General features: G+C 37.2%; 38 protein-coding genes and 1 pseudogene. 16 read left to right on the top strand and 23 right to left on the bottom strand.

Going from position 1 to position 25,015, the window contains the following annotated elements; translation table 11 throughout:
- Positions 1-140 precede the first annotated feature (140 nt).
- Together FJR06_RS03530 and FJR06_RS24855 are read left to right on the top strand one after the other, a co-directional pair.
- The gene (locus FJR06_RS03530) at positions 141-386 is read left to right on the top strand and encodes a hypothetical protein (RefSeq protein ID WP_168650780.1); all 246 of its coding nucleotides are present in this window, start codon (positions 141-143) and stop codon (positions 384-386) included.
- Positions 383-496, top strand: a complete 114-nt coding sequence (locus tag FJR06_RS24855; protein ID WP_371723345.1) for a type II toxin-antitoxin system RelE/ParE family toxin — start codon at positions 383-385, stop codon at positions 494-496. Before FJR06_RS03530 ends, FJR06_RS24855 begins: the two co-directional genes overlap by 4 nt.
- A gap of 9 nt (positions 497-505) precedes the next feature.
- Here FJR06_RS24855 and FJR06_RS03525 read toward each other — a convergent pair whose 3' ends face one another.
- The 15 genes and pseudogenes from FJR06_RS03525 to FJR06_RS24850 all read right to left on the bottom strand — a co-directional run.
- Complete coding sequence (locus FJR06_RS03525; RefSeq protein ID WP_168650778.1) at positions 506-826, bottom strand: XRE family transcriptional regulator; 321 nt, start codon at positions 824-826, stop codon at positions 506-508.
- 32 nt (positions 827-858) lie between these two features.
- Positions 859-1,212 carry a DUF5615 family PIN-like protein gene (locus FJR06_RS03520; protein ID WP_168650776.1) on the bottom strand — a complete coding sequence of 118 codons (354 nt, stop codon included), beginning with the start codon at positions 1,210-1,212 and terminating at the stop codon, positions 859-861.
- On the bottom strand, positions 1,213-1,461 hold the full coding sequence (locus FJR06_RS03515) for a DUF433 domain-containing protein (protein ID WP_148762479.1): 249 nt from the start codon (positions 1,459-1,461) through the stop codon (positions 1,213-1,215). It lies immediately after the preceding gene.
- Between the two features lie 219 nt (positions 1,462-1,680).
- Positions 1,681-1,932, bottom strand: coding sequence for a ferrous iron transport protein A (locus FJR06_RS03510; RefSeq protein ID WP_168650774.1), 252 nt, complete (start codon positions 1,930-1,932; stop codon positions 1,681-1,683).
- Positions 1,933-2,043: 111 nt separating this feature from the next.
- Positions 2,044-2,343 (bottom strand): 2Fe-2S iron-sulfur cluster-binding protein, encoded by a 300-nt coding sequence (locus FJR06_RS03505; protein ID WP_015081336.1) that lies wholly within the window; start codon positions 2,341-2,343, stop codon positions 2,044-2,046.
- Between the two features lie 105 nt (positions 2,344-2,448).
- A complete protein-coding gene (locus tag FJR06_RS03500; protein WP_015081335.1) occupies positions 2,449-2,817 on the bottom strand; it encodes an iron-sulfur cluster assembly accessory protein in 369 nt (122 codons plus the stop codon).
- 62 nt (positions 2,818-2,879) lie between these two features.
- A complete protein-coding gene (locus tag FJR06_RS03495; RefSeq protein WP_168650772.1) occupies positions 2,880-3,662 on the bottom strand; it encodes a HesA/MoeB/ThiF family protein in 783 nt (260 codons plus the stop codon).
- A 10-nt stretch (positions 3,663-3,672) separates the two neighbouring features.
- A complete protein-coding gene (gene nifW / locus FJR06_RS03490; protein ID WP_015081333.1) occupies positions 3,673-3,990 on the bottom strand; it encodes a nitrogenase-stabilizing/protective protein NifW in 318 nt (105 codons plus the stop codon).
- Positions 3,987-4,187 (bottom strand): CCE_0567 family metalloprotein, encoded by a 201-nt coding sequence (locus FJR06_RS03485; RefSeq protein WP_015081332.1) that lies wholly within the window; start codon positions 4,185-4,187, stop codon positions 3,987-3,989. Before FJR06_RS03485 ends, nifW begins: the two co-directional genes overlap by 4 nt.
- 93 nt (positions 4,188-4,280) lie before the next feature.
- Positions 4,281-4,757, bottom strand: coding sequence for a NifX-associated nitrogen fixation protein (locus FJR06_RS03480; protein WP_015081331.1), 477 nt, complete (start codon positions 4,755-4,757; stop codon positions 4,281-4,283).
- Positions 4,754-5,173: a nitrogen fixation protein NifX gene (nifX, locus tag FJR06_RS03475; protein WP_015081330.1), complete on the bottom strand. Its 420-nt coding sequence runs from the start codon at positions 5,171-5,173 to the stop codon at positions 4,754-4,756. The genes FJR06_RS03480 and nifX overlap by 4 nt, the downstream gene beginning before the upstream one ends.
- Positions 5,174-5,298: 125 nt before the next feature.
- The gene (gene nifN, locus FJR06_RS03470; protein WP_168650800.1) at positions 5,299-6,627 is read right to left on the bottom strand and encodes a nitrogenase iron-molybdenum cofactor biosynthesis protein NifN; all 1,329 of its coding nucleotides are present in this window, start codon (positions 6,625-6,627) and stop codon (positions 5,299-5,301) included.
- A 336-nt stretch (positions 6,628-6,963) separates the two neighbouring features.
- Entirely contained in the window at positions 6,964-8,331 is a 1,368-nt protein-coding gene (gene nifE / locus FJR06_RS03465) for a nitrogenase iron-molybdenum cofactor biosynthesis protein NifE (protein ID WP_168650770.1), read from the bottom strand.
- A 575-nt stretch (positions 8,332-8,906) separates the two neighbouring features.
- Positions 8,907-10,442 (bottom strand): nitrogenase molybdenum-iron protein subunit beta, encoded by a 1,536-nt coding sequence (nifK, locus tag FJR06_RS03460; RefSeq protein WP_015081327.1) that lies wholly within the window; start codon positions 10,440-10,442, stop codon positions 8,907-8,909.
- Positions 10,443-10,604: 162 nt separating this feature from the next.
- Positions 10,605-10,757, bottom strand: a pseudogene (locus tag FJR06_RS24850) (nitrogenase molybdenum-iron protein alpha chain); the annotation flags it as partial.
- A 159-nt stretch (positions 10,758-10,916) separates the two neighbouring features.
- On the opposite strand from FJR06_RS24850, the gene FJR06_RS03450 reads away from it, so the two are divergent.
- The 10 genes from FJR06_RS03450 (at position 10,917) to FJR06_RS03405 (ending at position 17,004) form a co-directional block, all read left to right on the top strand.
- A complete protein-coding gene (locus tag FJR06_RS03450) occupies positions 10,917-12,218 on the top strand; it encodes a site-specific integrase (protein WP_015081326.1) in 1,302 nt (433 codons plus the stop codon).
- Positions 12,219-12,245: 27 nt separating this feature from the next.
- A complete protein-coding gene (locus FJR06_RS03445) occupies positions 12,246-12,407 on the top strand; it encodes a hypothetical protein (RefSeq protein ID WP_217357468.1) in 162 nt (53 codons plus the stop codon).
- A gap of 263 nt (positions 12,408-12,670) precedes the next feature.
- Positions 12,671-13,360: a peptidoglycan-binding protein gene (locus FJR06_RS03440; RefSeq protein WP_168631982.1), complete on the top strand. Its 690-nt coding sequence runs from the start codon at positions 12,671-12,673 to the stop codon at positions 13,358-13,360.
- Between the two features lie 92 nt (positions 13,361-13,452).
- Complete coding sequence (locus FJR06_RS03435; RefSeq protein WP_371723340.1) at positions 13,453-13,668, top strand: hypothetical protein; 216 nt, start codon at positions 13,453-13,455, stop codon at positions 13,666-13,668.
- A 1-nt stretch (position 13,669) separates the two neighbouring features.
- Positions 13,670-14,089 carry a retroviral-like aspartic protease gene (locus FJR06_RS03430; protein ID WP_168631983.1) on the top strand — a complete coding sequence of 140 codons (420 nt, stop codon included), beginning with the start codon at positions 13,670-13,672 and terminating at the stop codon, positions 14,087-14,089.
- The gene (locus FJR06_RS03425) at positions 14,089-14,313 is read left to right on the top strand and encodes a hypothetical protein (protein ID WP_053540115.1); all 225 of its coding nucleotides are present in this window, start codon (positions 14,089-14,091) and stop codon (positions 14,311-14,313) included. Before FJR06_RS03430 ends, FJR06_RS03425 begins: the two co-directional genes overlap by 1 nt.
- Positions 14,314-14,521: 208 nt before the next feature.
- Positions 14,522-15,049, top strand: a complete 528-nt coding sequence (locus FJR06_RS03420) for a hypothetical protein (RefSeq protein ID WP_254434380.1) — start codon at positions 14,522-14,524, stop codon at positions 15,047-15,049.
- A 53-nt stretch (positions 15,050-15,102) separates the two neighbouring features.
- A complete protein-coding gene (locus tag FJR06_RS03415) occupies positions 15,103-15,681 on the top strand; it encodes a Uma2 family endonuclease (RefSeq protein WP_168631984.1) in 579 nt (192 codons plus the stop codon).
- A 61-nt stretch (positions 15,682-15,742) separates the two neighbouring features.
- Entirely contained in the window at positions 15,743-16,321 is a 579-nt protein-coding gene (locus tag FJR06_RS03410; protein ID WP_168650768.1) for a hypothetical protein, read from the top strand.
- 89 nt (positions 16,322-16,410) lie between these two features.
- Positions 16,411-17,004 (top strand): peptidylprolyl isomerase, encoded by a 594-nt coding sequence (locus tag FJR06_RS03405; protein WP_235082056.1) that lies wholly within the window; start codon positions 16,411-16,413, stop codon positions 17,002-17,004.
- A gap of 105 nt (positions 17,005-17,109) precedes the next feature.
- On the opposite strand, the gene FJR06_RS03400 is transcribed toward FJR06_RS03405, so the two are convergent.
- Both FJR06_RS03400 and FJR06_RS03395 read right to left on the bottom strand, forming a co-directional pair.
- Positions 17,110-17,685: a Uma2 family endonuclease gene (locus FJR06_RS03400; protein WP_015081318.1), complete on the bottom strand. Its 576-nt coding sequence runs from the start codon at positions 17,683-17,685 to the stop codon at positions 17,110-17,112.
- A 66-nt stretch (positions 17,686-17,751) separates the two neighbouring features.
- Positions 17,752-18,486, bottom strand: coding sequence for a Uma2 family endonuclease (locus tag FJR06_RS03395; RefSeq protein WP_168650766.1), 735 nt, complete (start codon positions 18,484-18,486; stop codon positions 17,752-17,754).
- Between the two features lie 357 nt (positions 18,487-18,843).
- Between FJR06_RS03395 and FJR06_RS03390 the strand changes: the two genes are divergently transcribed.
- Positions 18,844-19,476 carry a hypothetical protein gene (locus FJR06_RS03390; protein ID WP_015081316.1) on the top strand — a complete coding sequence of 211 codons (633 nt, stop codon included), beginning with the start codon at positions 18,844-18,846 and terminating at the stop codon, positions 19,474-19,476.
- 270 nt (positions 19,477-19,746) lie between these two features.
- Here FJR06_RS03390 and FJR06_RS03385 read toward each other — a convergent pair whose 3' ends face one another.
- From FJR06_RS03385 to FJR06_RS03370, 4 genes are all read right to left on the bottom strand, one after another.
- On the bottom strand, positions 19,747-19,887 hold the full coding sequence (locus FJR06_RS03385; protein WP_168650764.1) for a hypothetical protein: 141 nt from the start codon (positions 19,885-19,887) through the stop codon (positions 19,747-19,749).
- Positions 19,888-19,953: 66 nt separating this feature from the next.
- On the bottom strand, positions 19,954-20,295 hold the full coding sequence (locus FJR06_RS03380; protein ID WP_168650762.1) for a DUF5615 family PIN-like protein: 342 nt from the start codon (positions 20,293-20,295) through the stop codon (positions 19,954-19,956).
- Positions 20,292-20,516 (bottom strand): DUF433 domain-containing protein, encoded by a 225-nt coding sequence (locus tag FJR06_RS03375; protein ID WP_039201637.1) that lies wholly within the window; start codon positions 20,514-20,516, stop codon positions 20,292-20,294. Before FJR06_RS03375 ends, FJR06_RS03380 begins: the two co-directional genes overlap by 4 nt.
- A gap of 238 nt (positions 20,517-20,754) precedes the next feature.
- Positions 20,755-21,051, bottom strand: a complete 297-nt coding sequence (locus FJR06_RS03370) for a hypothetical protein (RefSeq protein WP_041458125.1) — start codon at positions 21,049-21,051, stop codon at positions 20,755-20,757.
- Positions 21,052-21,459: 408 nt separating this feature from the next.
- On the opposite strand from FJR06_RS03370, the gene FJR06_RS03365 reads away from it, so the two are divergent.
- Positions 21,460-22,827 carry an NB-ARC domain-containing protein gene (locus tag FJR06_RS03365; protein ID WP_168650760.1) on the top strand — a complete coding sequence of 456 codons (1,368 nt, stop codon included), beginning with the start codon at positions 21,460-21,462 and terminating at the stop codon, positions 22,825-22,827.
- 28 nt (positions 22,828-22,855) lie between these two features.
- Here FJR06_RS03365 and FJR06_RS03360 read toward each other — a convergent pair whose 3' ends face one another.
- Positions 22,856-23,632: a Uma2 family endonuclease gene (locus FJR06_RS03360; RefSeq protein ID WP_015081313.1), complete on the bottom strand. Its 777-nt coding sequence runs from the start codon at positions 23,630-23,632 to the stop codon at positions 22,856-22,858.
- A gap of 180 nt (positions 23,633-23,812) precedes the next feature.
- Between FJR06_RS03360 and FJR06_RS03355 the strand changes: the two genes are divergently transcribed.
- A complete protein-coding gene (locus FJR06_RS03355) occupies positions 23,813-24,037 on the top strand; it encodes a hypothetical protein (RefSeq protein WP_015081312.1) in 225 nt (74 codons plus the stop codon).
- On the top strand, positions 24,027-24,404 hold the full coding sequence (locus tag FJR06_RS03350) for a type II toxin-antitoxin system VapC family toxin (RefSeq protein ID WP_053540127.1): 378 nt from the start codon (positions 24,027-24,029) through the stop codon (positions 24,402-24,404). The genes FJR06_RS03355 and FJR06_RS03350 overlap by 11 nt, the downstream gene beginning before the upstream one ends.
- Positions 24,405-24,431: 27 nt before the next feature.
- On the opposite strand, the gene FJR06_RS03345 is transcribed toward FJR06_RS03350, so the two are convergent.
- The gene (locus tag FJR06_RS03345) at positions 24,432-25,010 is read right to left on the bottom strand and encodes a hypothetical protein (protein WP_174783410.1); all 579 of its coding nucleotides are present in this window, start codon (positions 25,008-25,010) and stop codon (positions 24,432-24,434) included.
- Positions 25,011-25,015 lie beyond the last annotated feature (5 nt).

The following is a 25,015-nucleotide window of genomic DNA, read 5'->3' as shown; positions in this document are numbered from 1 at the left end:
CATTTTTGTAGGGTGTGTTAGCGATCGCATAACGCACCTTTTTTTTACTGTTGCTAACCTACCCTATAGTTATAATTTCTCTCTCTGATAGTACATTAACTGAAAATATGACATAATTAACCTCAAAAGGATTATCAATAATGACAGTAGTTAACTTACAAATTCCCTTTGAATCATTAATTGCGGCAATTTCGTCTCTCAATTTACAAGAAAAGCATCAACTTTTGGAATTTCTAGAAGAACAACTTTTAGAAAATGAAGAAGATTTAATAGAACAAAATCCCCAAATTATCTCCGAAATTGCAGAAGCTCGTCAAGCTTATCAAAATGGCGACTATCAAACAATTCAAGAATTTATTGCTAATCAGAATCCTCAAATTTCATGAGCTATGAAGTTATTATCCCCAAACCAGTACAGAAACAACTGAAAAATTTACCACCAACCATAAATGAGCGAGTTTTAGAGAAAATTTTATCTTTAGTTGACTTTAATTGAAGATCCTCATCAGATATCAATCTCAGAAATTCCTGATAAAGTAACTTGTGGACGGTTAGGAAATTCAACAACAAGCCTTAAATCACCACCTAAATCAGCAATATACTTTCGCAGAATTGAAAGCATTAAATCAGTATTTTGTTGCATTTGAGAAACATTTCCTTGATCAATTTGAAGAAGTTTTGACATTTGCTCTTGAGTGAGTTTAAGTGCTAGTCTCAATTGTTGTCGTGTCATTTCTTCAGCAATGAGAAAATTAGATTCTTCCGCAATCTTTTGCTGTCTTTCTAGTGGTAACTGCTCTAGTTTTTCCTTTAAAGTTTTCCCCATTTTTTATTCTCATTTTTCTTTTGACTCAGTAATTATTCTATCCTGGCAAATCTAATCTGAGTTTCAGTGACTACGACAAAACTATCTGCTAACTGTTCCTTATGCTGCTCTAATAGCTGTTGTAAAATATAGATTTTATTTGCAGAACGTTCATTTTCCAAACGCAGAAGAATCACACCTCGATGAGGGTATTTATCCCGATAAACTTTCTCGCCAAAATCTTTGTCGCTAGTAATCAAAATCCAATTTTCATCAAAGGCCTTTTGAATAATTGTGTCATCATCTATTCCCCGTGCTTGTTCATAAACTGAGAAAACTTCATAACCTTGTTCACGTAACCAGCGAGCGACAGTCACACCTGTATTTTCATCTACTAAAAATCGCATCTAGGCAATCTCCGCAATCAAAGGCATGAAACTGGTACTTTCTAGAGAGCGAGATGCAAATAATAAACAAGCTCGAATATCTGCTTCTACTAAACCTTCATATTCTTCCAAAATTTCTATGACTGTTGCACCGTGTGCAAGGAGATTAAGAATATACTCGACGGTTAAGCGTGTACCCTTAATTGTCGGTTTTCCAGCCATTACTTTGGGATTTGTAGTAATACGATTCAGTATTTCTCGTTCTATCATATATTCTCAAGTGGTAAGTAATAGTTTTTGCCGTTGGTTTGAACATCAGTAAAACCTAACAAAGCCTCTCAAAACATGACATTCAACAATCTAACTCATTAATTATATCACTCAAACACATAATTTTGGATTTAAATTAATTAGTAATACCTAATTTAGACAATACAGTATTTTCGTATTTTAAATCACAATTTAAACAAAAGTTAATAATCAATCCTTTCACCCCTCAATCACTCGCACATAAATAGCCCGTGCTATTTCCCGATCTATAGTCATAGATAAACCACCAGATTTAATCACAAAAGTCGGAAATTGCTGTTCTACAGTAATGGTATCCCCTGATTTAATGCCCATTAATATCAGCTTTTTTCTAATTATCTCATCTTGACTTTGACAAACAGTAACTATCCCACAATCGCCTGCTTTCATCAATTCTAAAGAACAACCCATAATAGTAAAAGGAGTAAACATTGGATTATAAAAAATAAAAAGCGAAAATTGAAATGATGAAAGATGATAAACATCCTCCATCATTGTGAAAGTTAGAGGGTTTAGCAATGCTAAACCCCTACAGATATTGTATTAAGCAAGATAAGGTTCTTGGTGAGTCTTGATTGTAGAGTTAGACCGAGGATAGGTAACACATAATAGAGCGAATCCTTTGCCTATTTGCTCATCATCTAGGAAGGATTGATCGTCTTGATTGATTTCACCTTCAACAACCTTACCTACACAGCTAGAACAAGCACCGGAGTGACAGGAGAAAGGTAATTCAATCCCAGCTTCGTCTGCTGCATCTAGAATTGTGGTGTCTTCGTCACATTCAATTGTGGTGTCGAAGTCTTCTTTTTTGCTGATCAATCTTACTTGGTAGGTCGCCATTTTTTAATTCTCCTCAAACGTGAATGAAGTGAGTTTTTGAGTTAGTTAAGTTTCCCGGGCTGAGTTCAAAATTCAAAATGAAAGGCTTATTTTTTGAACTTTGAACTATTGGCCGCAAGGTACACCAGTGGGAGTACCATCATCTGTTTTAAAAGACTTGCCACAACCGCAGGTATCAGTTGCATTGGGATTGGAAAACTTGAAGCCGCTGTCCATTACTCCTTCAACAAAATCAACTACCACACCTGCTAATAACGGCGCACTTTTAGCATCAACGTAAATCAACACATTTCCTTGTTGAGATACGACATCATCAGGTTGGGGCTTACTGGTAATTTCGATGCCATACTCGTAGCCACTGCAACCACCGTCTTTAACGGAGATGCGGACACCCTTTTTAGCGTCTTCGGTTGCAGAACCTTTTAAAAATGCCCGCAGACGAAATTCAGCCTTTTCTGTTAAAGTAACAGTCATTTTGTTTCCTATTCTGTAGCGAATATTCTGATTTGGAATGTGGATTTGAAAAAAGAGGTACTTTATACCGTTGCAGTTTGAGATTGGGAATATCTCCAAGGGGCAGTATTACCGCAAACTGGACAATTGCGATCGCGGTGAGAACGGCGTTTAGCAAATTCCATTCGGTTCAAATCAATCGTCAGCAACTCTGACAACAGCGGTTGACTAAAACCAGTAATCAGCTTCACAGCTTCCAAAGCCGTCAAACAAGCCAAAGTCCCAGAAACCGCCCCCAGCACAGAAAAACCGCGCCGATCCCAATCAGGCTTTTCTGGAAACAGACAGGATAAACAAGGTGTGACACCAGGAATAATCGTGGTGAGGTAAGCCTCCATTCCATCCATAGCCGCCTCTACCATGGGCTTACGCCAGCGGACACAGGCTGCATTTAACAAATTGCGTTCAGTGAAATTGTGAGCGCAATCCAAAGCCATATCCGCCGACTGCACCAACTCATCCACATTTTCGGCGGTAATGTAATCGTGAACTACATCCACTCGGACATCGGGATTGATGGCTTTGAGGGTTTCTTGGGCTTTAAATACTCTAGGTTTACCCACCCAGTCGTCAGTCATCAAAACCTGACGATTCATATCATCCAGCCGCAAATCTCCACCCCGGACTAGGATTAGCCGCCCAACACCCGCTACTGCTAGGTAAAGCGCCGCCGTACCACCTAATCCACCCACACCCGACACCAAAACAGTCGCTGACTTCAGGCGTTTTTGAGCCACTTCGCCAAAATTAGGCAGCATCATTTGGCGACTATAGCGTTCCAATTCGGTAGGCGTTAGGTTGATCACTTTTTAACTCCTAATCTGAGGTGATTTCTGTCAGGGTGACAACATTTTTTCGCTTATCATTAAACACCTTGAACAGCTTTTGTTCATGGGGTGTAGATTCTATAAATACCTGATAAGCTTGTTGCAAAGCTGTGCAATATTTCTCTAATCTTTCTTCGTCACTTATCTGAGGATAAGTATCATCAATTTGACTCATGAACTGAGAAAACTTTTTCAAAATATGTAAACGATTAACATTTACAAATTTTTGGTCGTAGGGCAGATTAAAGAAGATGAAAAATTCTTCTGCATCTACTAACTTCTTGAATTCATCAATATTGGTACTCATTTAGAATTCTCCATTTTTTTGAGTTGTTGCTTGAGTCCATCTAACTGACAGTAGATTTCGTAAGTTTCCGCAGCAACATCCATTAGTTTGTGGTAGTCTGTGGGCAAACCTTCCGCTAAATCATGCAGATCCATTTTCATTTGACCTGCTTTGCTATTTAGCTTTTTAATTTTGGTCGTGATTTCTTCTATGGTCATATTTAATTATCTGGATAAACGAACCACAGAGGCACAGAGGACACAGAGGGAATAAATAGAGGGAATTTTTGCTTTGGCTTTGAGAGTCTCTAATTAAAGATTTCCAACTTCGGGAAAACGCTTGGCTAAATCAATGCCTTTCTCAACAAACTTTGCGCCTTCTTCGTCCAATTTCTCGAAGGAATCAAAACCAAAACGATGGGCATCACGTAAGGTTTTTACAGTTAATAATAAGCGTCCAGAAAATATTAAAGCCCAGCCAAAACCCTCATGTCCTAATTCCACAACCACATTAGAAAGGAGTCCGGTTTCCTTTTCAATACTGGATGCTATAGCCCGAAAAAAGGCATTGATGCGAGAAATAGTGGCGGGATCAATTTCACCTTCTACGGAAATTTCCCGTTTCTTTTGTTTAGTAACAATATAGGGTTTGAGGATTAATTCATCAGTCCAACTCCGGTAAAAACCATAACTATCTTGCGCCCGGATTTGTTGAACTAATGATTTATGGAAAGGAGTTAAAACCCCCTCTGAATTGTTACCAGTTCCATTTAGATTATTTGTACTCATAATGTTGCTTCGTTCTCAAGTTCTTCAGCAAAACTAAGTTTTTTCTGTCCTAAAGCTTTCCGTAACCAAGGTGGAGGATTACCCTTGAGAGTTTTGACTAATTTGTTGAGAATATCTTCAATTTTTTCCTCTTCAGATTTAGCCTTAACTGGGGTTACACTCTTCTTAATTAAACGAGCGGCTGCACTACCACCAATAGCGACAACATAAACAATTGTGCAATCATTCAGTGCTTGTAGTTTGGGGGTAATTTTATCTTCATTACCATCTTCTTTGAGATCACCTTCAAATTTGAGGGTTTCTATGAATTCATATCCGTTGTCGGAAATTTCATAAACATCAATTTCTTTAGCCCAACCAAAGTGAGCATTAACATGAATTCGGTCAGTTGTCGTAAAAGCAATTTTCACTTTCATTTGTCCTTTGTTGGTTGTCAGTTGTCAGTTGTTGGTGGTCGGTTGTCATACTAATTATTCTGAATTAAGATGAACGAACCACAGAGGCACAGAGGACACAGAGATAGAAAAAATGGTATCAGGTGTTATTTGTTGATTACTGATGACCATTGGTGCATCATTGATGATTCTTCTTGTTCTATGAATAGGTTTCCCATGCCAAAAAGAAGTTCGATAGTACCGCGATAGCCTACTTTGGTAAATAGCCCGTTTCCTAATCGGTCATAGATAGGAATACCTAAACGATAGAGCGGAATTGAAAGGCGTTTAGAGATGGTATTTACATGAGAATTACCAATCAATAAATCAGAACCTTGCGCCAAGTTTTCAAAATCCTCTAAATCACCAATGGTGACATTATTGATAGGAAGTAGTTCAAGTAATGGGGAACGAGTTGTGGTGACAGCATTGTGAATTTCCGCCCCCATTGATTGCAAAAATCCCACCATTGTCCACAACAAATCTGGTTCTAAAGCTAAAGATACTCGTTTGGAACTAAAATAAAAGTGAGTATCTAACATTGCATCTTGCAATTGACGACGTTGACGGCGATATTTTTCAGGAACGGGATTTCCACTTAATAAAGATAACTTTTGCAGAAATTGATCTACAGGTTCTAATCCTGTTAAATCTCTGAATACTTGATAGTTAGTTCCAAACCGTTCCTCTAAAATTTTCGCCGCCCCCAACATACTTTCACCTAATGCTAAGGTAAAAGCCGAACTACCTAAAGAACGTAATTCTTTTAAAGTTGTGCCACTAGCAGTTATAGGAGTATAACCATCTTCTAAATGTCCATCTAAAGAAGCTCCCAAATCAGGAACAAATATTGGTTCTAGACCAAAAGCTGTGACCATTTCTCGAACTTCTTGGACATCTCCAGGAGTGAGCGCAGCACCAGCTAAAATGGTGATTTGTTCCGGTTTAATTCCCCCGGCTTTGGGAATTTCTTTAACTATACTTTCAACTGCAACTGCAAAACCGTCTTGTAATGCACCTTTAAAATCAGGAGTGGGAGCAAAAATAATGGCTAAATGATTAAGTTCAGGGTGACGTTCTCGAATATCCTTCAAGAACATTTCAATATCATCACCTCTAGTTTCTGTTAACCCCGTAGTACACAAACCAATAATTTCCGGTTGTACCTTTTCCACCAAAGTGAGAATAGCTTGTTCCACATTTTCCTCACCACCCAAAATCGTAGTAACTTCCGTCATTGCAGTAGTAGCAAGAGGAATTGCTTCCCGAAAATGTCGAACCAAAACCACTTTTGCAAACGCCGTACAACCCTGAGAACCATGAAATAAAGGCATAGTCCCCTTCAACCCCAAAAAAGCCAAAGAAGCGCCTAAAGCCTGACTTTGTTTGAGGGGGTTTACAGTCAGAGACTTTTCTGGAACAATTGCGATCGCCATAATAACTATAATCTCAAAATAATTTGTCAGAAGTCGTAGGGGCGAAGCATTCGAGCGATAAATTAGCGGTTTTTCTCGAAAATTATGTTCCGAATGCTTCGCCCTTACCATCCCAAGCATTCGAGCGATAAATTAGCGGTTTTTCTCGAAAATTATGTTCCGAATGCTTCGCCCTTACCATCCCAAGCATTCGAGCGATAAATTAGCGGTTTTTCTCGAAAATTATGTTCCGAATGCTTCGCCCTTACCATCCCAAGCATTCGAGCGATAAATTAGCGGTTTTTCTCGAAAATTATGTTCCGAATGCTTCGCCCTTACCATCACCTGTCAGCTAATTTACTCCCAAGGTGCTGGCTTCCGAATTTGCTCCCAAACGGGGCTATATAAAGCCTCAGTCAACTCCCGTGCCATTTCCACCATGCCCACATAACCGGCATAAGGATGATGACGTTCTTGGTTAATATCTAAAAAGGGAATTCTCGCTTTCAAAGCAGTATATTGATTTCTACCGCCAGCAATAAGCATATCTGCGTTAGTTTCTTCAATTAATTTCAGGAGTTCGGAGGCGTTCCCCTTCTCCAACATAATGCCATCATTACCCAACAAATTTTTGATTTTCGCTTTATCTTCTTCTGTACTTTTGCGCGTGCTAGTCGCCACAACTTCAATTCCCAAATCCTTCGCAGCAGAAATAATTGACCAACTTTTCACACCACCAGTATAGAGAACAACGCGCTTTCCTTTCAACTTGGCTCGATAGGGAGCAAGAGCAATATCCAAAGCCGCAGTTTCTTCAGCAATGAGTTTTTCTGTGCGTTCCTGCAAATTAGCATCACCTAATTTAGCAGCTACAGTTCGCAGACAACGGTTAATATCTTTAATTCCATAAAATGACTCTTCAATGTAGGGAATTCCGTAACGTTCCTGCATTTTTCGCGCCATATTTAATAACGCCCGTGAGCAGATCATCACATTTAATTTAGCCCGGTGAGCATAACGCACTTCTTCATAACGAGCATCACCAGTAATTTTCGATAAAACCCGAATTCCTAACTTTTCAAATAAAGGTAAAACCCCCCACATTTCCCCAGCAATATTATATTCACCTATTAAATTAATATCATAAGGGGTAGTATATTCAGGTTCAGCAGTTCCCACTACATATTCTAGTAGAGATTCACCACCAAAGCGATTACCTAAATTTTTACTCCCAATAAATCCGGGAGCAATCACAGGAATTACCGGAGTACCAATTTTTTCGGCTGCTACCTTACAAACTGCATCAATATCATCACCAATTAAGGCTGTAACGCAGGTGGCGTAAACAAAAACTGCCGCAGGTTTGTAATTTTCATTAACTTCTAAAATCGCCTGATAAAGCTTTTTCTCACCACCGAAAATGACATCATTTTCACCCACATCGGTAGTAAAACCTGTCTTATAAAGCATTGGTCCAGAAGATAAACTACCACGACTTCCCCAGGAATTGCCAGCGCAAGCAATGGGACCATGTACCAAGTGAGCAGCATCGGTAATAGGAACTAAAGCAATCATCGCCCCATCAAAGGCACAACCACCTTGAGCCGCACCTGGTTGAGCCTGTTGAGTACAAGATTTGCTTTTCTTTTCTCCCTGTTTCTGTTGATTATGTTCGCATCCTGATTCACTCAGAAGTTCGTTAATTTTGCTTTGGGTGACTTTCATTTTTATTCTTGTGCTAGATGGAGTTTACAACCATGACAAATCTTGCTTAAAGTTAATCATCAAGATGATGACTTCGAGAAAAATATTGCAAATTAATAAAAATTATTTGTGGAACTATTTACAGCATTATCTATTTCTGGGTTTGTGTCTCTACAGAAAAGATCATAGAAACTTGCTGTAATAGAGAATAAGTGAGAAATATCTCACAAATAATTTAGGATTACCACAGGATATATTAAATATAATAATTCTAATTCCCCGAAAATAACCAAGTTTTTATACTTAGTTTGGATTGATTTATAGATTTTCTGCAAAATCTGATTAACTTAATATTTACACAGATAAACTTTCAAAAAAGATATGTATTTATCTGTATTTTCTAGGGGTGGGATTTTCATAACATTTGGTTTTGCAAGAGAAAAGAGAAAAAATTAATTCATCTGCGTTTATCTGCGTTTATCTGCGTTTAATTATTAAGAACTGGAGATAGGGGATAGGATGTTAGGTAAATTGCCTATATCCCAATCCCCTTTGTCTATTTTTAAGGATGGGGAAACCCCACCCTACAGACATTCTTAACGAATTAAGTCGTAGGAAATGTCGGTCTTACCAGCAACATTGGTGCTGCGGTCAATTTCTTCAAAGACTGTGTTAACGATCCAGTTCAACAAGTTGATTATACCTTTGTAACCAACAGTTGCATAACGGTGGTAGTGGTGACGGTCCATGATAGGATAACCGATTCTTACCAAAGGTACACCACAATCGCGCCACAGGTACTTACCGTAGGAGTTACCAATCAATAGGTCTACGGGTTCGGTGAATAACAAGGAGCGTAAGTGCCACAAGTCTTTACCACCCCAGATTTTAGCGGACTTACCGAAGGCGCTAGAATCTAACAATGCTTGCAATTCTTTCTCGAATACTTCATTGGTGTTGTGAACCAAGATGTGTACTGGTTCAGCACCCATTTCCAACATGAAACCAACTACGCTGTAAACTAAGTCAGGATCACCGTAGATAGCGAAACGCTTACCATGTAACCAAGCATGGGAGTCGGTCATTGCGTCAACTGCACGACCACGTTCGATTTCTAACTCTTCAGGAATAGCCTTACCAGTCATTTCGCTGAGTTTCATCAAGAACTCGTCAGTTCCCTTGATACCCCAAGGACGAGCAACACTAACGTCTTGATTCCATTCCTTAGCAATGTATTCGCGGGTCTTGGTGGTAGAGTAAGCTTGAAGAGCAATAGTAGCCTTAGCGTTGATGGAATCTGCTGCATCTTCCAACTTAGTACCACCTGGATACATATTGTATTCACCATCACAAGGTGAATCAACATAATCACTGTTGTCAGATAACAAGGTGTAGTCAATACCCATTAAAGAAGCAATCCGCTTAATTTCGCGGTTGTTTTCTACGTAGGTATCAAAACCAGGGATAAAGTTGATTTTACCGTTGCTCTTGGCTGTCTTTTTACCTACGGTTAAGGTAGAAAGAATTCCCTTCATCATGTTGTCGTAACCAGTGATGTGAGAACCAACGAAGCTAGGTGTGTGAGCAAAAGGTACGGGGAAATCTTGAGGAACTGAACCAGCTTCTTTAGCATTACCGATAAATGACTGTAAGTCATCACCGATAACTTCTGCCATACAGGTGGTGCAAACAGCGATCATTTTTGGCTTGTACAAGCTGTAGGAGTTAGCCAAACCATCAATCATGTTTTGTAAACCACCGAACACAGCAGCGTCTTCTGTCATGGAAGAAGAAACACCAGCAAATGGTTCTTTGTAGTGACGGGTTAAGTGGGTACGGAAGTAAGCTACACAACCTTGAGAACCTTGAACAAAGGGAAGAGTACCTTCAAAACCCACAGCCGCAAACATAGCACCTAAAGGTTGACAACCCTTAGCTGGGTTAACGGTTAAAGCTGTCCGTTCAAAGTTCTTTTCCCGGTATTCCCAGCTTTTTGTCCATTCGGAAACTCGTTGTACTTCTTCAGGGGTGTGACCGTTTTCAAACTGTTTTTTGTTTTCAAACAGTTCTTGGTATTCTGGTTGGTGGAATAACTCAACGTGGTCCTGAATCTTATTGGGATCTTGAGGCATTTCTATATCTCCAAGCTTGCTGTGTATTATGTTTGCGTTCGGTGGAGAGTCGGGAATGGGCCTCAAAATTCAGAATGCAAAATCCAGAACAATGAAATTTTTAATTTTGAATCTTGACTTCCCAACTCTCCTGGGGTAAAACCCCAGACTATCTTTTGTCCCCTAGACGGCAGCCTTAGCTTTAGCCTTAGCTTGAGCTTTCTTGTTCCAGGGAGCGCCGATTAATCCCCAGGTTGGGCTGTTCAGAGCTAAATCCATGTCACGAGCGAAGATTGCGAATCCGTCGTAACCGTGATAAGGTCCGGAGTATTTATATTGCTGGTTTAATAGCTTTTAACTTCGCTATGTGTGCAGTGAGCAATGTCAGGGATAAACTATGTTTGCAGTTAACTCATTTATTTTCAGTCTAAATATAGTCTGAAAGATTCAGAGTTAAGTTTCGCGCAAAGGCGCGGAGGAGCAAAGGCGCAAAGAATGAAAGAAGAGCTATTATGGGAATTGGGGCAGGTAAATCTGCGGTTGAAGTCTGCAAAGGCTAGGGTAACAATTCGGGAATCCAATGGATGTCTGCAATTACGGGCAACTTTACCTATTAAGCCGGGAGATGAGGATAAAACTGGAAGAAGTAAAAAACAATATAATCTCAGTTTGAATATTCCGGCAAATTTACTAGGTTTGAAAACTGCGGAAGAAGAAGCTTATGAGTTAGGTAAGTTAATTGCTAGAAAAAGTTTTGTTTGGAATGATAAATATTTAGGAAATGAAGCAATTAAACAAGAGTTAATAACTATTGGTGAGTTATTAGAAAAGTTTGAGGATGAATATTTTAAAACCCATAAACGCACTACTAAAAGTGAACATACTTTTTTCTATTATTTTTCTCGCATTAAGCGTTATACAAATGCTGATGATTTGGCAATTGGGGAAGTTTTGATTAATGCGATTAATAAGATAGATAAGGAATGGGCTAAATATAATGCGGTGAGGGCTATTTCTGTATTTTGCCAACTTTTTAAAGTTGAGATTAATTTAACTAATTATTCTAAAGTTCCTGAAAGTAATTCTCGGAATGTACCTACAGATAAGGACATAGTTACGGGATTTTACAAGTTTGATGAATATCTAAATAATCGAGGTAAACAAGTTAATCAAGATGTGAAAGATAGCTGGCAACTTTGGCGGTGGACTTATGGAATGTTGGCGGTTTTTGGTTTACGTCCCCGTGAGCTTTTTGTTAATCCTCATATTCATTGGTGGTTGAGTGATGAAAATATAGATTTAACTTGGAAGGTTGATAAAAATTGTAAAACTGGTGAAAGAGAAGCCTTACCTTTATATAAGGAATGGATAGATGAATTTGATTTAAGAAATCCTAAATATTTGGAAATGTTGGCATTAGCAATTAGTAAAAAAGACCAAAATAATCATGCAGAAATCACGGCTTTAATTCAAAGGGTAAGTTGGTGGTTTAGAAAAATTGGTTTAGATTTTAAACCCTATGATTTACGTCATGGTTGGGCAATTCGAGCGCATATTTTGGGAGTTCCTATTAAGGCTGCGGCAGATAATTTGGGTCATAGTGTGCAGATTCATACAAAAACTTATCAACGTTGGTTTTCTTTGGATATGCGGAAGTTGGCAATTAATCAGGCTTTGAGTAAACGGAATGAGGTAGAGTTGATTAAGGATGAAAATACGGGGTTGAAAATGGAGAATGAACGGTTGAAGATTGAGGTGGAAAAGTTGAGAATGGAAATGGTTTATAAACGGAGTTAAGTTTGGTTAATCAAGAATATTATTTTTGTGATGTGTTGTATAATTAGTTATTTATTGGCTGAATTTGCTGATTTACCACTAGATCATCAAGCAGCAAAAATTACTGGACAAATTCACGCTCGTCTTGATTCTTTGGGTACTCCCATTGGACCTAATGATTTTTTAATTGCGGCGATCTCGTTGGCCTAATGATTTGTTAATTGCGGCGATCTCGTTGGCAAATGATCTCACACTTGTTACTCACGATACCAGTTAATTTAGCCGTATTGACGGTTTGAAATATGAAGATTGGGAATAAATAAGTTAATATTGGGTTTCGTTTCTTAACCCAACCTACCAGCTAATTACATACTAAATGATTATTGTTTCCAATATTTCTCCTATCAACTACCTCATTTTTCTGATGCGTGGTATAATTAATTGATTATTTGGCAAACAATAGAGAAACAAAAATGACTGAAAATCATGGCAATCAAGGTAATCTTGCTGAAGACGCTGAGAGATTAAGGTTTTTCGGATATTCTTTTTCAGCAATATCTTTCTTAGTATTTGTATATATACTTTTCTTTCCAGTTGAAAAAGAACTAAAACAACAAGCTATTTATTGGTTTGGATCTTCTTTTGTGGCGGCAATTATTCCAAGTATTAAGCAATTTAAGATCAAAGATATAGAGGTTCAGCTACAGGAAATGTCAGGAAAAATAGAGGAGAATAAAAATCTTATAGATAAAACAACTAAGGAATTAAAAGAAGATTTATTTGTGGGATTAGAATTAGTAAGAGATCGTGAAGAATCTTTATCAGAAGAATACAAAGCGAAAAGAGATTTACAATACCAAAAATATTTAGAATGGCTTAAAAAAGCTACTCCAGAAGAAAGATTAAAAAACCAAAAAAAATATACACGCTCTCATTTAAATGATATAGATATGGATGTGTCTCATTTGAAGGAAATGCTCCAAAATATCGGATTGTATCAAGGTGTAATAGATGAAAAGTTTGATGAGCAATTGGCACAATCAATTAGTGCTTTTCAAGAAAAATATGAAGTAACACCTATTGATGGGACTGCTGGACCAAAAACTTTAAGTAAGCTTAGTGAGGTTTATAGGATAAATAAGGATGAGACTAGTAAGATATAGGTGTAGCACGTATTGCACTCTTCCAAATCCCCAAGAGCGATCGCACAATCATGAAACTTGTGGAAAAATAGAAATATAAAATTCCCTCTACTATGACAATTATGAACGCCATAGAACTATTTCCCACCCTGCGAAATCTAAATCGTGCCGACAAACTAAAAGTAATGCAGTTTCTAGTTTCCGAATTATCTAGGAATGAAGAACCATCATTAGAACAGGGAGCAACCTATTCTATTTTATCACCGCTTAATTCCCATGCCGCCGCACATCAACTTGCCCAACTACTAGAAGCCGACGAACAAAAGTAAAATGACTAAAACTCAAAGATTTTCCTTTACAGAGGGATATGATACCTTTGGTGTTCCTGATGCTCTACCAAAGTTACCATTAACACTTACTTATCGTAACTCATCAGTAGACGTTTCCGGTTTATTGGATACTGGCGCAAGTGTTAACGTTCTTCCATACAGTGTAGGTATCCAGCTAGGTGCAATTTGGGAGGAACAAACTACTTCTGTGATATTGGCTGGCAATTTAGCACCAGTAGAGGCAAGAGGTTTACTGGTATCTGCCCAGATTGGATCATTTGAGCCTGTTCGCTTAGTTTTTGCGTGGTGCTTATCTGATGATGTACCTTTATTATTAGGGCGTATGAACTTCTTTTTAGAGTTTGATGTGTGTTTTTACCGTGCAGATTTGGCTTTTGAGGTACATTCAAGAAAAGAATAATGCAAACCTTAAACATCAATCAAACTATCACTGCTTGGTCATCCATTGCTGAAAATGTTTTTGTCCCTCACACAGAAGCAGAATATGAATACTTGGTTAATATACTTGATACTCTCATTGATCAAGTTGGTGAAGATGAAACCCATCCTCTTGCATCGCTTATGGAAGTTATTGGTGCATTAATTGAAAACTATGAAAATGAACATATTCCTGAGTTATTGTGATCTATAAAAATATGCTAGAAAAACTAATTCTTCATAATTTCAAAAGCCATAAATCTACAGAACTCAATTTCGATAGTTCCCGATTACATGGACTCGTTTAGAGGAAGGGACAGAATTTTCTTGCTGGAGAGACATTATCAAAATCATTGATGATGCAAAATCACAAATAAAATATAAACCTTCCAGATTTATAGGTCATAGCAAGGGTGTGCCTTTAAAAGCTGATGGTGCAGCATCTATTAAAGTTCTTAATTTGGTACGTTTTCTGCAAAGAATACGACAGATTAAAGCTGTTATTTTTATCCGTGATTTAGATAATCAACCGGAACGTAAAGAAGGAATTGAACAAGCACGTTCAGAACATATTAATAAAACGCCGAAATTAGAAATTATCATTGGTGCTGCTGATCCAAAACGTGAAGCATGGGTTTTAAATGGCTTTATTCCATCAAATCAACAAGAGAAACAAATTATAGAAGAAATTAAAAATAAATTGAGTTTTGATCCTTCCATAGAGTCTCACAGATTACGTGCTACTTCAGAGAAAGAACCTGAACGAATCAGAAATGTAAAAGTAGTAGTTGAACAACTTACAGGAAACGATATGGAACGGGAAAAGCTATGTTGGGAAAAGACAAAATTAAAACATCTACGAGAAAGAGGATTTGATACAGGTTTGACAGATTATATTCAAGAAGTTGAGAAACGATTAGCTGCAATTATTGTGTCTGATTAAGAACTATTTTTTGTCAGTTGCTATAATCAAAACAAACTTGAAAAAATCATGATATGATAGCCATTCCCCAACAACCAGCAAAAATGACCATTGAGGAATATCTCCCATGGGAACTTGACCAGGATATTCGCTATGAATACATCAACGGCGAAGTTTTTGCCATGACAGGTGGTACAATTCCCCACAATGATATTACTCTCAATCTTTACAATATTTTACATCCCCATCTTCGTGCTAGAGGTGATCGAATAAATATATTAGATGTAAAAGTCCAAGTTAGTCCTAACAGCCTATACTTCTATCCTGATCTTATCGTTAGTTGTCACCCTGACGACCTCAACGCCCGCAAATTTATTCAAAATCCTAAATTAATTGTGGAAGTTCTTTCTCCTGGTACAAGAAGTAAAGATAGAGGGGAAAAATTCAGATATTATCTAACAATACCCAGTTTACAAGAATACATCTTGATTGATTCTGAAAAAATCTCTGTTGAACGTTATTGTCGAGGAGAAGGAAGAATGTGGCTTTATTATCCTTACACTACTGGAGACATCATCACTTTATCAAGTATCGAATTTGAATTTCCGATTGAAATGCTATATGATGGTGTTGAATTGGAAATAGAAACATAAAATAATATTTCCCAAGTAAATCTGATTAATGCCAGCTAAAATTTAATACCTTATTAAAATTATGACAAAGCGTAAAAAAAGCAATCTTCAATGGATTAAAGAAACCCTCGAATTAAAACCGGATCATCACTGGGAAGGACCTGATGATTATAAGATTTTTGTAGCCGGGAGGGGTGCGGTTCGCTTTAATGTTCCCCAGAATTGGGTGTTTGAACCACAAGAAAAATCTTTCAAGTTCATGGATAAAAAAACACCTGATGATGATTGTTGTTTAGAGGTATCTTACAATCATTTACCAGCTAATGATTGGACTCTATTTCCTCTCAAATCTACTTTAAAAAAAATCATGGAAAATGATAGCCGTGATGTGATTGAAAGAGGAGAAGTGATTACCGTTAAGCGACAAACTGCCCGAATTATGTGGTGTGAAATTAAATTTATTGATACTCAAGCAGAACCCAGGGAAGCTTTTTCTCGGACTTGCGTGGGTTTAGGTTCTAATATTCAATGTTTGATTACCTTTGATTATTGGGCAGATCAAGCGGAACAATTAATACCTGTTTGGGATGAAGTTATGCGGAGTTTGACATTAGGATTATATATCAGAGATCCGAGAACTGGTTTAGCTTTCCCAGATTAAAATGCTGAAAAAACAACCTCAGCTTGATACGAGTGGAGGTTGTTGATTTGACAGTAGGTAATGCGGATTTGGGTTAATTGCGGATTTTGGTGAACATTATTTTCAATATTTTAGGTAAACTAGAAGCGACAAACCAACCCACTACAAAGATTAGTAATTCAATATTCATGGCAAATCCCACCGCAACTCTAGAAACTTCCCTTGGTACGATTACTCTTGAGCTATTCACCGATGTTATGCCCATAACGGCGGGAAATTTCATCAAATTGGCTAAAAGTGGGTTTTATGATGGTCTGCATTTCCACCGTGTAATTAAAAACTTCATGGTGCAGTTTGGTTGTCCTCACAGTAAAGATCCTAGCTCTCCTCGTGCAGGAACTGGTAATGGTCCTGATGGGTGTATTCAAGATGAGCATCCTGAAGACGGGAAACTTTCTAACGAACCAGGAACTCTATCTATGGCTAATACGGGAAGACCTAATAGTGGCAGTTGCCAGTTTTTCATCAACACTGTCCACAATCACTATCTGGATTGGTTTACACCTGGTCAATCTAAGCATCCTGTTTTCGGTCGAGTTACTGAAGGGATGGATGTATTAAAAGCCATTGAAACTACTCCCACAGGATCAGGCGATCGCCCCAAAACACCTGTTAAAATGATCAAAGTGACTATCAACGAATAAACTCAAGGATTAGTGCGGAGGTTTCTCCGCACACCGCTATCTTCAGGCAAAATCCCCTCTTTCCCATGCAAGAACTCCACAGAAAAACTAATCCGATCAAACAAACTAACTTTGAGTTTCTTCTTCAGTAAAAATAGGAGGCCATAATTCAGAAACGGCTAATTCCCAACCGGGAAAAAGTTCTGGTAAAGTTAAAATATCGCCATTATTTAAAATAGTTGGTTCACCTTGATGACGATAAACTGTAACAGTTTCCTCATCAGGATCAATTAAAATTCCCATCACAGCACCTAATTTGATCAAGTTGAGAATTTTAGTAACTAAAGGTTTAATTCTATCACTTTGAGATTTAATTTCTACTACTAAATCTGGCACAAGTTCGCCAAAATAACGGGGACTTTGACGCAGACGTGCAGCCCGCACAAAAGAAACATCTGGTGCGGTGAGGTTGCTATCAGGTAAAATGAAACCACCAGCAGAATCAAATACTCTTCCTAAACGACGAGGATAAACCCAATTAGCTAATAGCCGACTAAAAAGAATACCAACTTCACTAGATACAATATCCGATGGACCCACGATAGAAATTCTCCCGTTTGTTAATTCAACATCGTAATCTAAACCAGCTTCACTAAAAGCGGTTTGGACTTGTTCTACATCTTTAATTGTCATAATTAACATAAAATCATCCTCCTAATATACAAAGTTGGGGTAATGAAAACAAACACAATTGGATTTTAGATTTCATTAAATTGTATCTGGATCAATATTTAATTCTCTCAATTTTGCGGCTAACCTTTGGGATTTTTCATTTGATATTTTCGCCTTTTCTGCTGCCATTGCTGCTCTTGTAGCTTCCATCTCTGCGCTTTCTTCCGGTGTAGGAACTAAAACTCCTGATGATGTAAAATATCTTAATAAACCCTCATGAATCCCCAAATATAACCCCAATTCTTCACTCCATAAATGTCCTTTTTTGTTAGGTTCTAAGGGTTGATATTTGCCACTGATTAAATTAAATCCTGCAAATTCCAATGTATAAGGATCAAACCAAAAATAATCAGGTGTACGGAAAGTATCTTGATAAAGTATTTTTTTAGTTTCTCTATCAGTTTTAGCTGTGGTTGGTGAAAGAATTTCGACAATGACATGAGGATATTTGCCATTTTCTTCCCACACTACCCAACTTTTTCTAGTTTTTCGTTCTGTTCCTAAAACTACGAAAAAATCTGGACCCCTCACATCTTCTGATTTTTTTTGATGAGGACTATAGTAAATACTCAGATTTCCGACAGCGTAAAAATCTGTTCTGTCTTTCCATAACCACTCTAAACATTTGAAAAGAAGAATAATTTGACGTAAATGCAGTTCTGTTTCCACGGGAGGTTCATCACTATATAGGTCACTGGGTGGAAAAATGATATCTTCTGATATATCTTCTAAGGCGTTTGGTTGTAATTCCAGTGCTTGAGTAATCATCATGTATGATACCAAGTAATTATTGATTTATTGTAGCATTAATTGTCAATTACTTTCACTGAATTATCGCAAATCTCTTAAACATTTGCCATAGCTTTTTGCCGTCATCCACGCGATCTAAAAATTGCTCGACCAAAAGGAACTTACCTTAAGAACAAGCCCCATATCTCATCAACCGCCTTGTCACTCGTTAAGCAGAAAATTAACACACATTGAAATGGCTAATCCTAGATCATTAAATGGTAGCATAGATGATTACTTATGGTAACTATTTATAGTAACTATTGGACTGAGTTGGCACAAGGTTGTTAAATATTGTTGAGACGTTTTTTAACTTCCCCTTTGATATTTCCTGTTAGTATGCATACCAACCCCTTTAAACAATTACAAGCCAATCTTTCTGTAACCGCTGCTACTATAGCCTTGTTGGTTACTGCGCCATCAATGGCTCATGGTCAAGTTAATAGTACCACCACTAAGCCGACCTCATCAAATTCTAAGACATCAGTAGTTAATATATCCATTACTGAGGCTGAAGTGCTGGCTGCTCAAAAAGCCTGGGGTGAAGCACTGGTTTCCATCAGTACCACCTATGATGAAAAGGGGATAGCCGCTGCTAGAGCATTGGCTGACAATATAATAGATAAAGCATATGCTTATCAATCGGGATTGGTGTTGTTCAAGCCAACCTTGACAACTGGAGACCAGACCTTCCGCACGACACACAAAGGAGCTTTGTCTTATTTTGTGGGTGGTGATTCCTCCTTCCCTAAAGATACTGGTTTTGCTCTCAAAGGATGGCGAAAGGTGGAAATTCGCAACGCTGGTATTTTTATTCTTGGTAATACTGCTACCACTATGGGTAATGTTTCCATAACTGATAAAACAGGTAAAGTCACAACGGTAGATAAAACCTGGCAGTTTGTTAGAGGTGGTGATGGTAAATTGCGTATTATTCTACACCATTCTTCTCTGCCCTATAGTCCAAAATAAATATGAAATAGACCCCCGACTTCTTAGAGAAGTCGGGGATATGAAATAACTCTAATCGCATTAAAATAAGGTTGTTAATTTGACGGTAATTAATTGTCTGAATCAGGATTTCCAGGATGAAGGATTCGGTGGTTAATTCGAGCGATCGCTGTGGTTGTCTGATAGCGTAGCGTGGCGCAAGCCATATCAGGATTTCCAGGATTTTAGGATTTACGGGATGAGGTATTCGGTGGTTAATTGTCTGAATCAGGATTTCCAGGATTTCAGGATTTACAGGATGAGGTTGCTAATTTGACGGTGATTAATTGGTGAGCGATCGCTGTGGGAATTTGTCTGAATCAGGATTTCCAGGATTTTAGGATTTACAGGATGAGGTATTCGGTGGTTAATTCGAGCGATCGCTGTGGTCAATTGTCTGATAACTTACAGGATGTGATTTATCATTTTAAGCGATCGCTTTCTAGTATCAAACATTAATTATTTAAAAGCTTCAATCTGATCCAAATAAATATTAATTAACTGATGATCAGCCACTAAAATTTCAATTTCTGGCCAAACTCTGGACAGGAGTGAGTGAAATTGACGTTTTCGCACATTCCCAAAGCGTAGATGTACTACTTTAGGCGGGAGTAAATCAACCATCATGCGATCAGAAAAATCTGCATCTTTGGTAACAATTACCAGTTTTCTTTCTTTCGCATACTGCCATATTTGGGTATCACTTGGACTGTCACCTAAGATGGAAACATGGACAATGGGTAAAGATGGGGTAAATTGAATTTTCACGGGTAGATTTTCATCGAATAAAAACCCATTCATGCGATTTTTCTCACTTCGTAGTGATTCCCCATCAACTTTGCTGCAAATTGAATACAAGCATAAATATCTTCTCGTTGTAGAGAGGGGTACTCTTCCAGAATTTCCTCAATTGAATCACCAGCGCCTAAAAACTCCATAATTGTTTGTACAGAAATTCGAGTATTAGTAATAATAGGTCGTCCATTGCAAATATCTGGATGAATAGTTATTCTACTTTCCATTTTGTTTACTGTTTGTCGTTACTAATTAATTGTAGCATTTATCTGATAGCGTGGCGCAAGCTATATGAGGATTTCCAGGATGTGATTGATTATTGCTTAGATACCCGACTTCTTAGAGAAATCGGGTATCTGAATAACTCTATTGATGAGCGATCACACCAAAATAAAGTGGCTAATTGGACGGTAATTAATTGATGACAATAAAAGTTATTAGATCCTAAAGTACCTGTTAGTGCTGTTACCTCAATCTACTTTTACACTCAAAAACCTGTCGGTCATATTTACTCCTTTGGGAATAAGAAGATGGGTTTGCAGGAATTGTAGTAATTTCACAAGTTAAATTGTTGAGAGACTTTGTGTCTAGTTGCAACACGACTGTTTGTGGTAGTTGTCCCGATTGACCCAAACCTTGTGCTATCTCACGCTTAGACTCTAGATCGGCTTTGGAAGAGTTAACATTAACTAAACTTAAACCAAAGACAGTAGATACAGTAATGGCAGAAACAGCGATCGCAGATGATATGATCTTATTCATGTCAATTCCCCCGTTCAAATAACGTACAAATTGTTATTGGGAGTAAATGTAGATAAATATGAAATTCACTACCCAACCCACAATAAGTTACAATAGTTTTCAAACATACTTACTTTAATATGCCCAAAAGAAGATGTAAAGCCCTCAAAGGTATGTGGAAGTAATATAAAAGTCTTTAAACGTAATATTATGTCACCCATAAAAATCTTCACAAATGCCATTAGTCAAAAATTTATCTCTTGCACTAAACCCGCAAAGGGGGGTTTTGTCTGTGTAACCGTGACTTCCAGTCGCCAGGCTAACAAGTTTACAACCAGCGCAGATGATTTTTACCTATGTAGTTTCGCTAGAAGACGTATTAAAAGCATGATAGAATATCAAAAAGTCTTGACTTGAAGGGGGGGAGTAGTGTTAAATATTGAAGAGATAATTGAAATTGCAGATAACCAAGTCTTTGAGCATCAAGGACAGCATCTCAATGATTTACAAAGAGCTATCCTAGAAGGGACACTACAGGGTAGAACTTACGCAGATATCGCCAAGGAACACCAACACAGCGAAAAATACATCAAGGATAGCGCCAGTAAACTGTGGAAATCCTTATCTCAAGCAGTTGGAAAAAAAGTTAATAAATTTAATGTCAAGTCAACTTTAGGTAAATGTAGTTTCTCTTCAACTAATATTTTCAAAGGAATACAAATCAATAGTGGTAATATATTTAAAGAATCTGCACCATCATCAGAAAATGATGAAATGATCCATAAACAAGAACAGATAACCTCTCATTTAGACTTAAAAGATGCACCTGAAATCGGTGATTTTTATGGACGGAAAGTAGAATTATCATTACTACAACAAAAAATCCTCCAAGGAAAATGTAATTTAATAACTTTACTGGGTATTAAAGGTATTGGAAAAACTGCTTTAGCTTTAAAATTAGTTGATCATATCAAAGAAAGTTTTGAGTTCGTTATTTATAAAAGTTTAAAATCTCTACCCAGTTTAACACAACTAATCACAGAGATAATTTACCTTAATAATCAGCTTATTCCAGATAATTCACCTCATCAACTTTCACAATTTAAAAAAGCCATAGAAAAACACTCTTATCTGATTATCATTGACGATGTTAACTATATTTTTTCAAAGCATCAAGTATCAGGTAAATATCAACCAGGATATGAAGAATACGGGAATCTATTTAAATTATTATCAACAACCAAACATCGAAGTTGTCTAATTATTAATAGTAGTGAGGAAATTCGTCAATTATCTAAACCACAAAATGATCATAGTCATGTTTTCACCCTGGAATTATTGGGATTAGATGATGATGGTGTAAACATTCTTAAAAAATTTGGCTTGAAAAATGAGGAAAATTATCGAAAATTGCTGAATATTTATCAAGGAACTCCCCAATATTTACAAATAATTGGTTATCTTATTCAAGAATTATTTGCAGGTGACACCAATAAATTTTTGCAGCTAGATCAACCTTTTTTAGATATTGAATTAACGGCTTTTTTAGAGCAAAGTTTAGATATCTTACCTGCATCAGAAGTAGAATTACTGGATTTTATAGCCAGTCAAAAAGGGTCAGTTTTACTAAGTGAACTGGAAAATAGTTATCAGGTTTATGAGCCAATAGTTAGTAGTATTCAATCCCTAAAAAGGCGTTTCCTTCTTTCTACTCAACAGATAAATGCAGAAGTGAGTTTAGAGATTTCATCTCTGATTAGGAAATTTTACCACAAACTAGATCCCCGACTTCTTTGAGAAGTCGGGGATCTAAATGGGATCTAAATTAAATTGTATCTGGATCAATATTTAATTCTCGCAACTTTGCTGCTAACCGTTGAGCTTTTTCATCAAACATTGCTGCTCTTTGGGCTTCAATTGTTGCTCTTTGGGCTTCAATTGTTGCTCTTTGGGTTTCAATTGCTGCTCTTTGGGTTTCAAATTCTGCACTTTCTTCCGGTGTAGGAACTAAAGATCCAGTAGATGTAAAATACCTTAATAAACCCTGAACAATTCCTAAATATAAACCTAATTCTTGACTCCATAAATGTCCCTTTTCATTGGGTTCTACAGGTTGATATTTACCATGTATTAAATAAAAACCTGCAAATTCTAAAGTATAGGGATCAAACCAAAAATACTCAGGTGTGCGGAAAGTATCTTGATAAAGTTCTTTTTTAGTTTCTCTATCAGTTTTAGCTGTGGTTGGTGAGAGAATTTCCACAATCAGGTTAGGATATTTACCATTTTCTTCCCACACTACCCAACTTTTTCTAGTTTTCCGTTCTGTTCCTAAAACTACGAAAAAATCTGGACCTCTCACATCTTCTGATTTCTTTTGATGAGGACTATAGTAAATACTCAGATTTCCAACAGCATAAAAATCAGTTCTCTCTTTCCATAACCATTTGAGAGATTTTATTAAGAGCATTATTTGTTCGAGATGCAGTTCTGTTTCCACGGGAGGTTCATCACTATATAGGTCACTGGGGGGGAAAATGATATCTTCTGATATATCTTCTAAGATGTTAGGTTGTAATTCCAGTGCTTGAGTAATCATCATGATATGATACCAAGTAATTATTTGTTTATTGTAGCATTAATTGTCTGAAATGGCTAACGCCACGCTTCGCTATCAGGATATCCAGGATTTTAGGATTTACAGAATTTTATTTATCATTTATGATGATTGTTACTTGAGTTTGGACTAAAATAAAATTGATATCCAATTATTAACATCAAAATGGAAGTTCTTCAACTTACAACGATAGTGGATTCATCAGGTCATTTGCATCTTGACATTCCCACACAACTTGATCCGGGAGAAGTAAGTATTGTGCTGGTAATTAATCCAGTTGTCCCATCTAAAGATCAAAATCTCAAGTATGATTTTTCTGATTTGGTAGGACGGTTAAATTGGCAAGGAGATGCAGTAGTGATGCAAAGGACATTAAGAGATGAATGGTAATCGCTATGTGCTAGATACGAATGCGATCATTGCACTGTTACAAGGTAATACCCAACTTATTCAATTACTTCAAAATGCTAATTGGATTGGGATTTCGATTATTAGCCAGATTGAATTTTTGGTTTTTTCTGGGCTAACTCAAAGCGATCTCCAACTTTTTCAACAATTTATTCAGCGAGTGGAAATTGTTGGTTTGGCAGCAGGTGATCCGGTATTAGTTGACAAGATTATCGAAATTCGTCAGCAATATCGGTTAAAATTACCTGATGCAGTAATTGCTGCAATAACAATCCAAAATTCAGCAAGCTTAGTGACTGCTGATCAAGAATTTGCAAAGATCAACCGTTTGAAGGTCATTAATTGGTAGCGATCGCCTCGCCTGCTATAATTACCATTAACTATTCATTATGTTTGCTATTGTTTGTTCAACTTTATCACATTCTTGTACTAGTCTATCAACTATTTTGCAGAAATAATTAATATCAATTAAACTCATTTCTGCATTATGAATAATTGAAAAAACCTGCTTATCTTCTATCTTTTCTATACACCAAAAACCGAATTTATATCGTGCATTACTTATCAATAGCCAAGTAGATAAACTATGCGGTATATCATCTGTATCATCAAATTTTAAACTACTCGGACAAGAAAATTCTAGAGTCGAATCATATTTGAGAATAAATACAGTTTGTGTACTACCAGAATCCATACTAAATCTCAGGATAGCTCTTGTATCATCAATACTATAAAGATTCCAGTCAACAGTTCGGCAGAAATTCTGTATTGTTGATCGAAATTTGAATGAAGATAATAAGTCTTTATCAATAGCCATTGGTTCATCTCCTAAATTAACGGTTTTAGTAGTAGTTAGCATCATCCATTCTCTTCCTCCACAAACTTGACATTCAGAAGGTTTCATCAGAGATACAACTTCACAGCCACAACTTTTACATTTGTATGTTTTTTTCATGGAAG

This window comes from Dolichospermum sp. UHCC 0352, assembly GCF_009711925.1.
GTDB classification, from domain to species: Bacteria; Cyanobacteriota; Cyanobacteriia; order Cyanobacteriales; family Nostocaceae; genus Dolichospermum; species Dolichospermum lemmermannii.
This window is presented reverse-complemented; position numbering and strand designations above follow the sequence as displayed.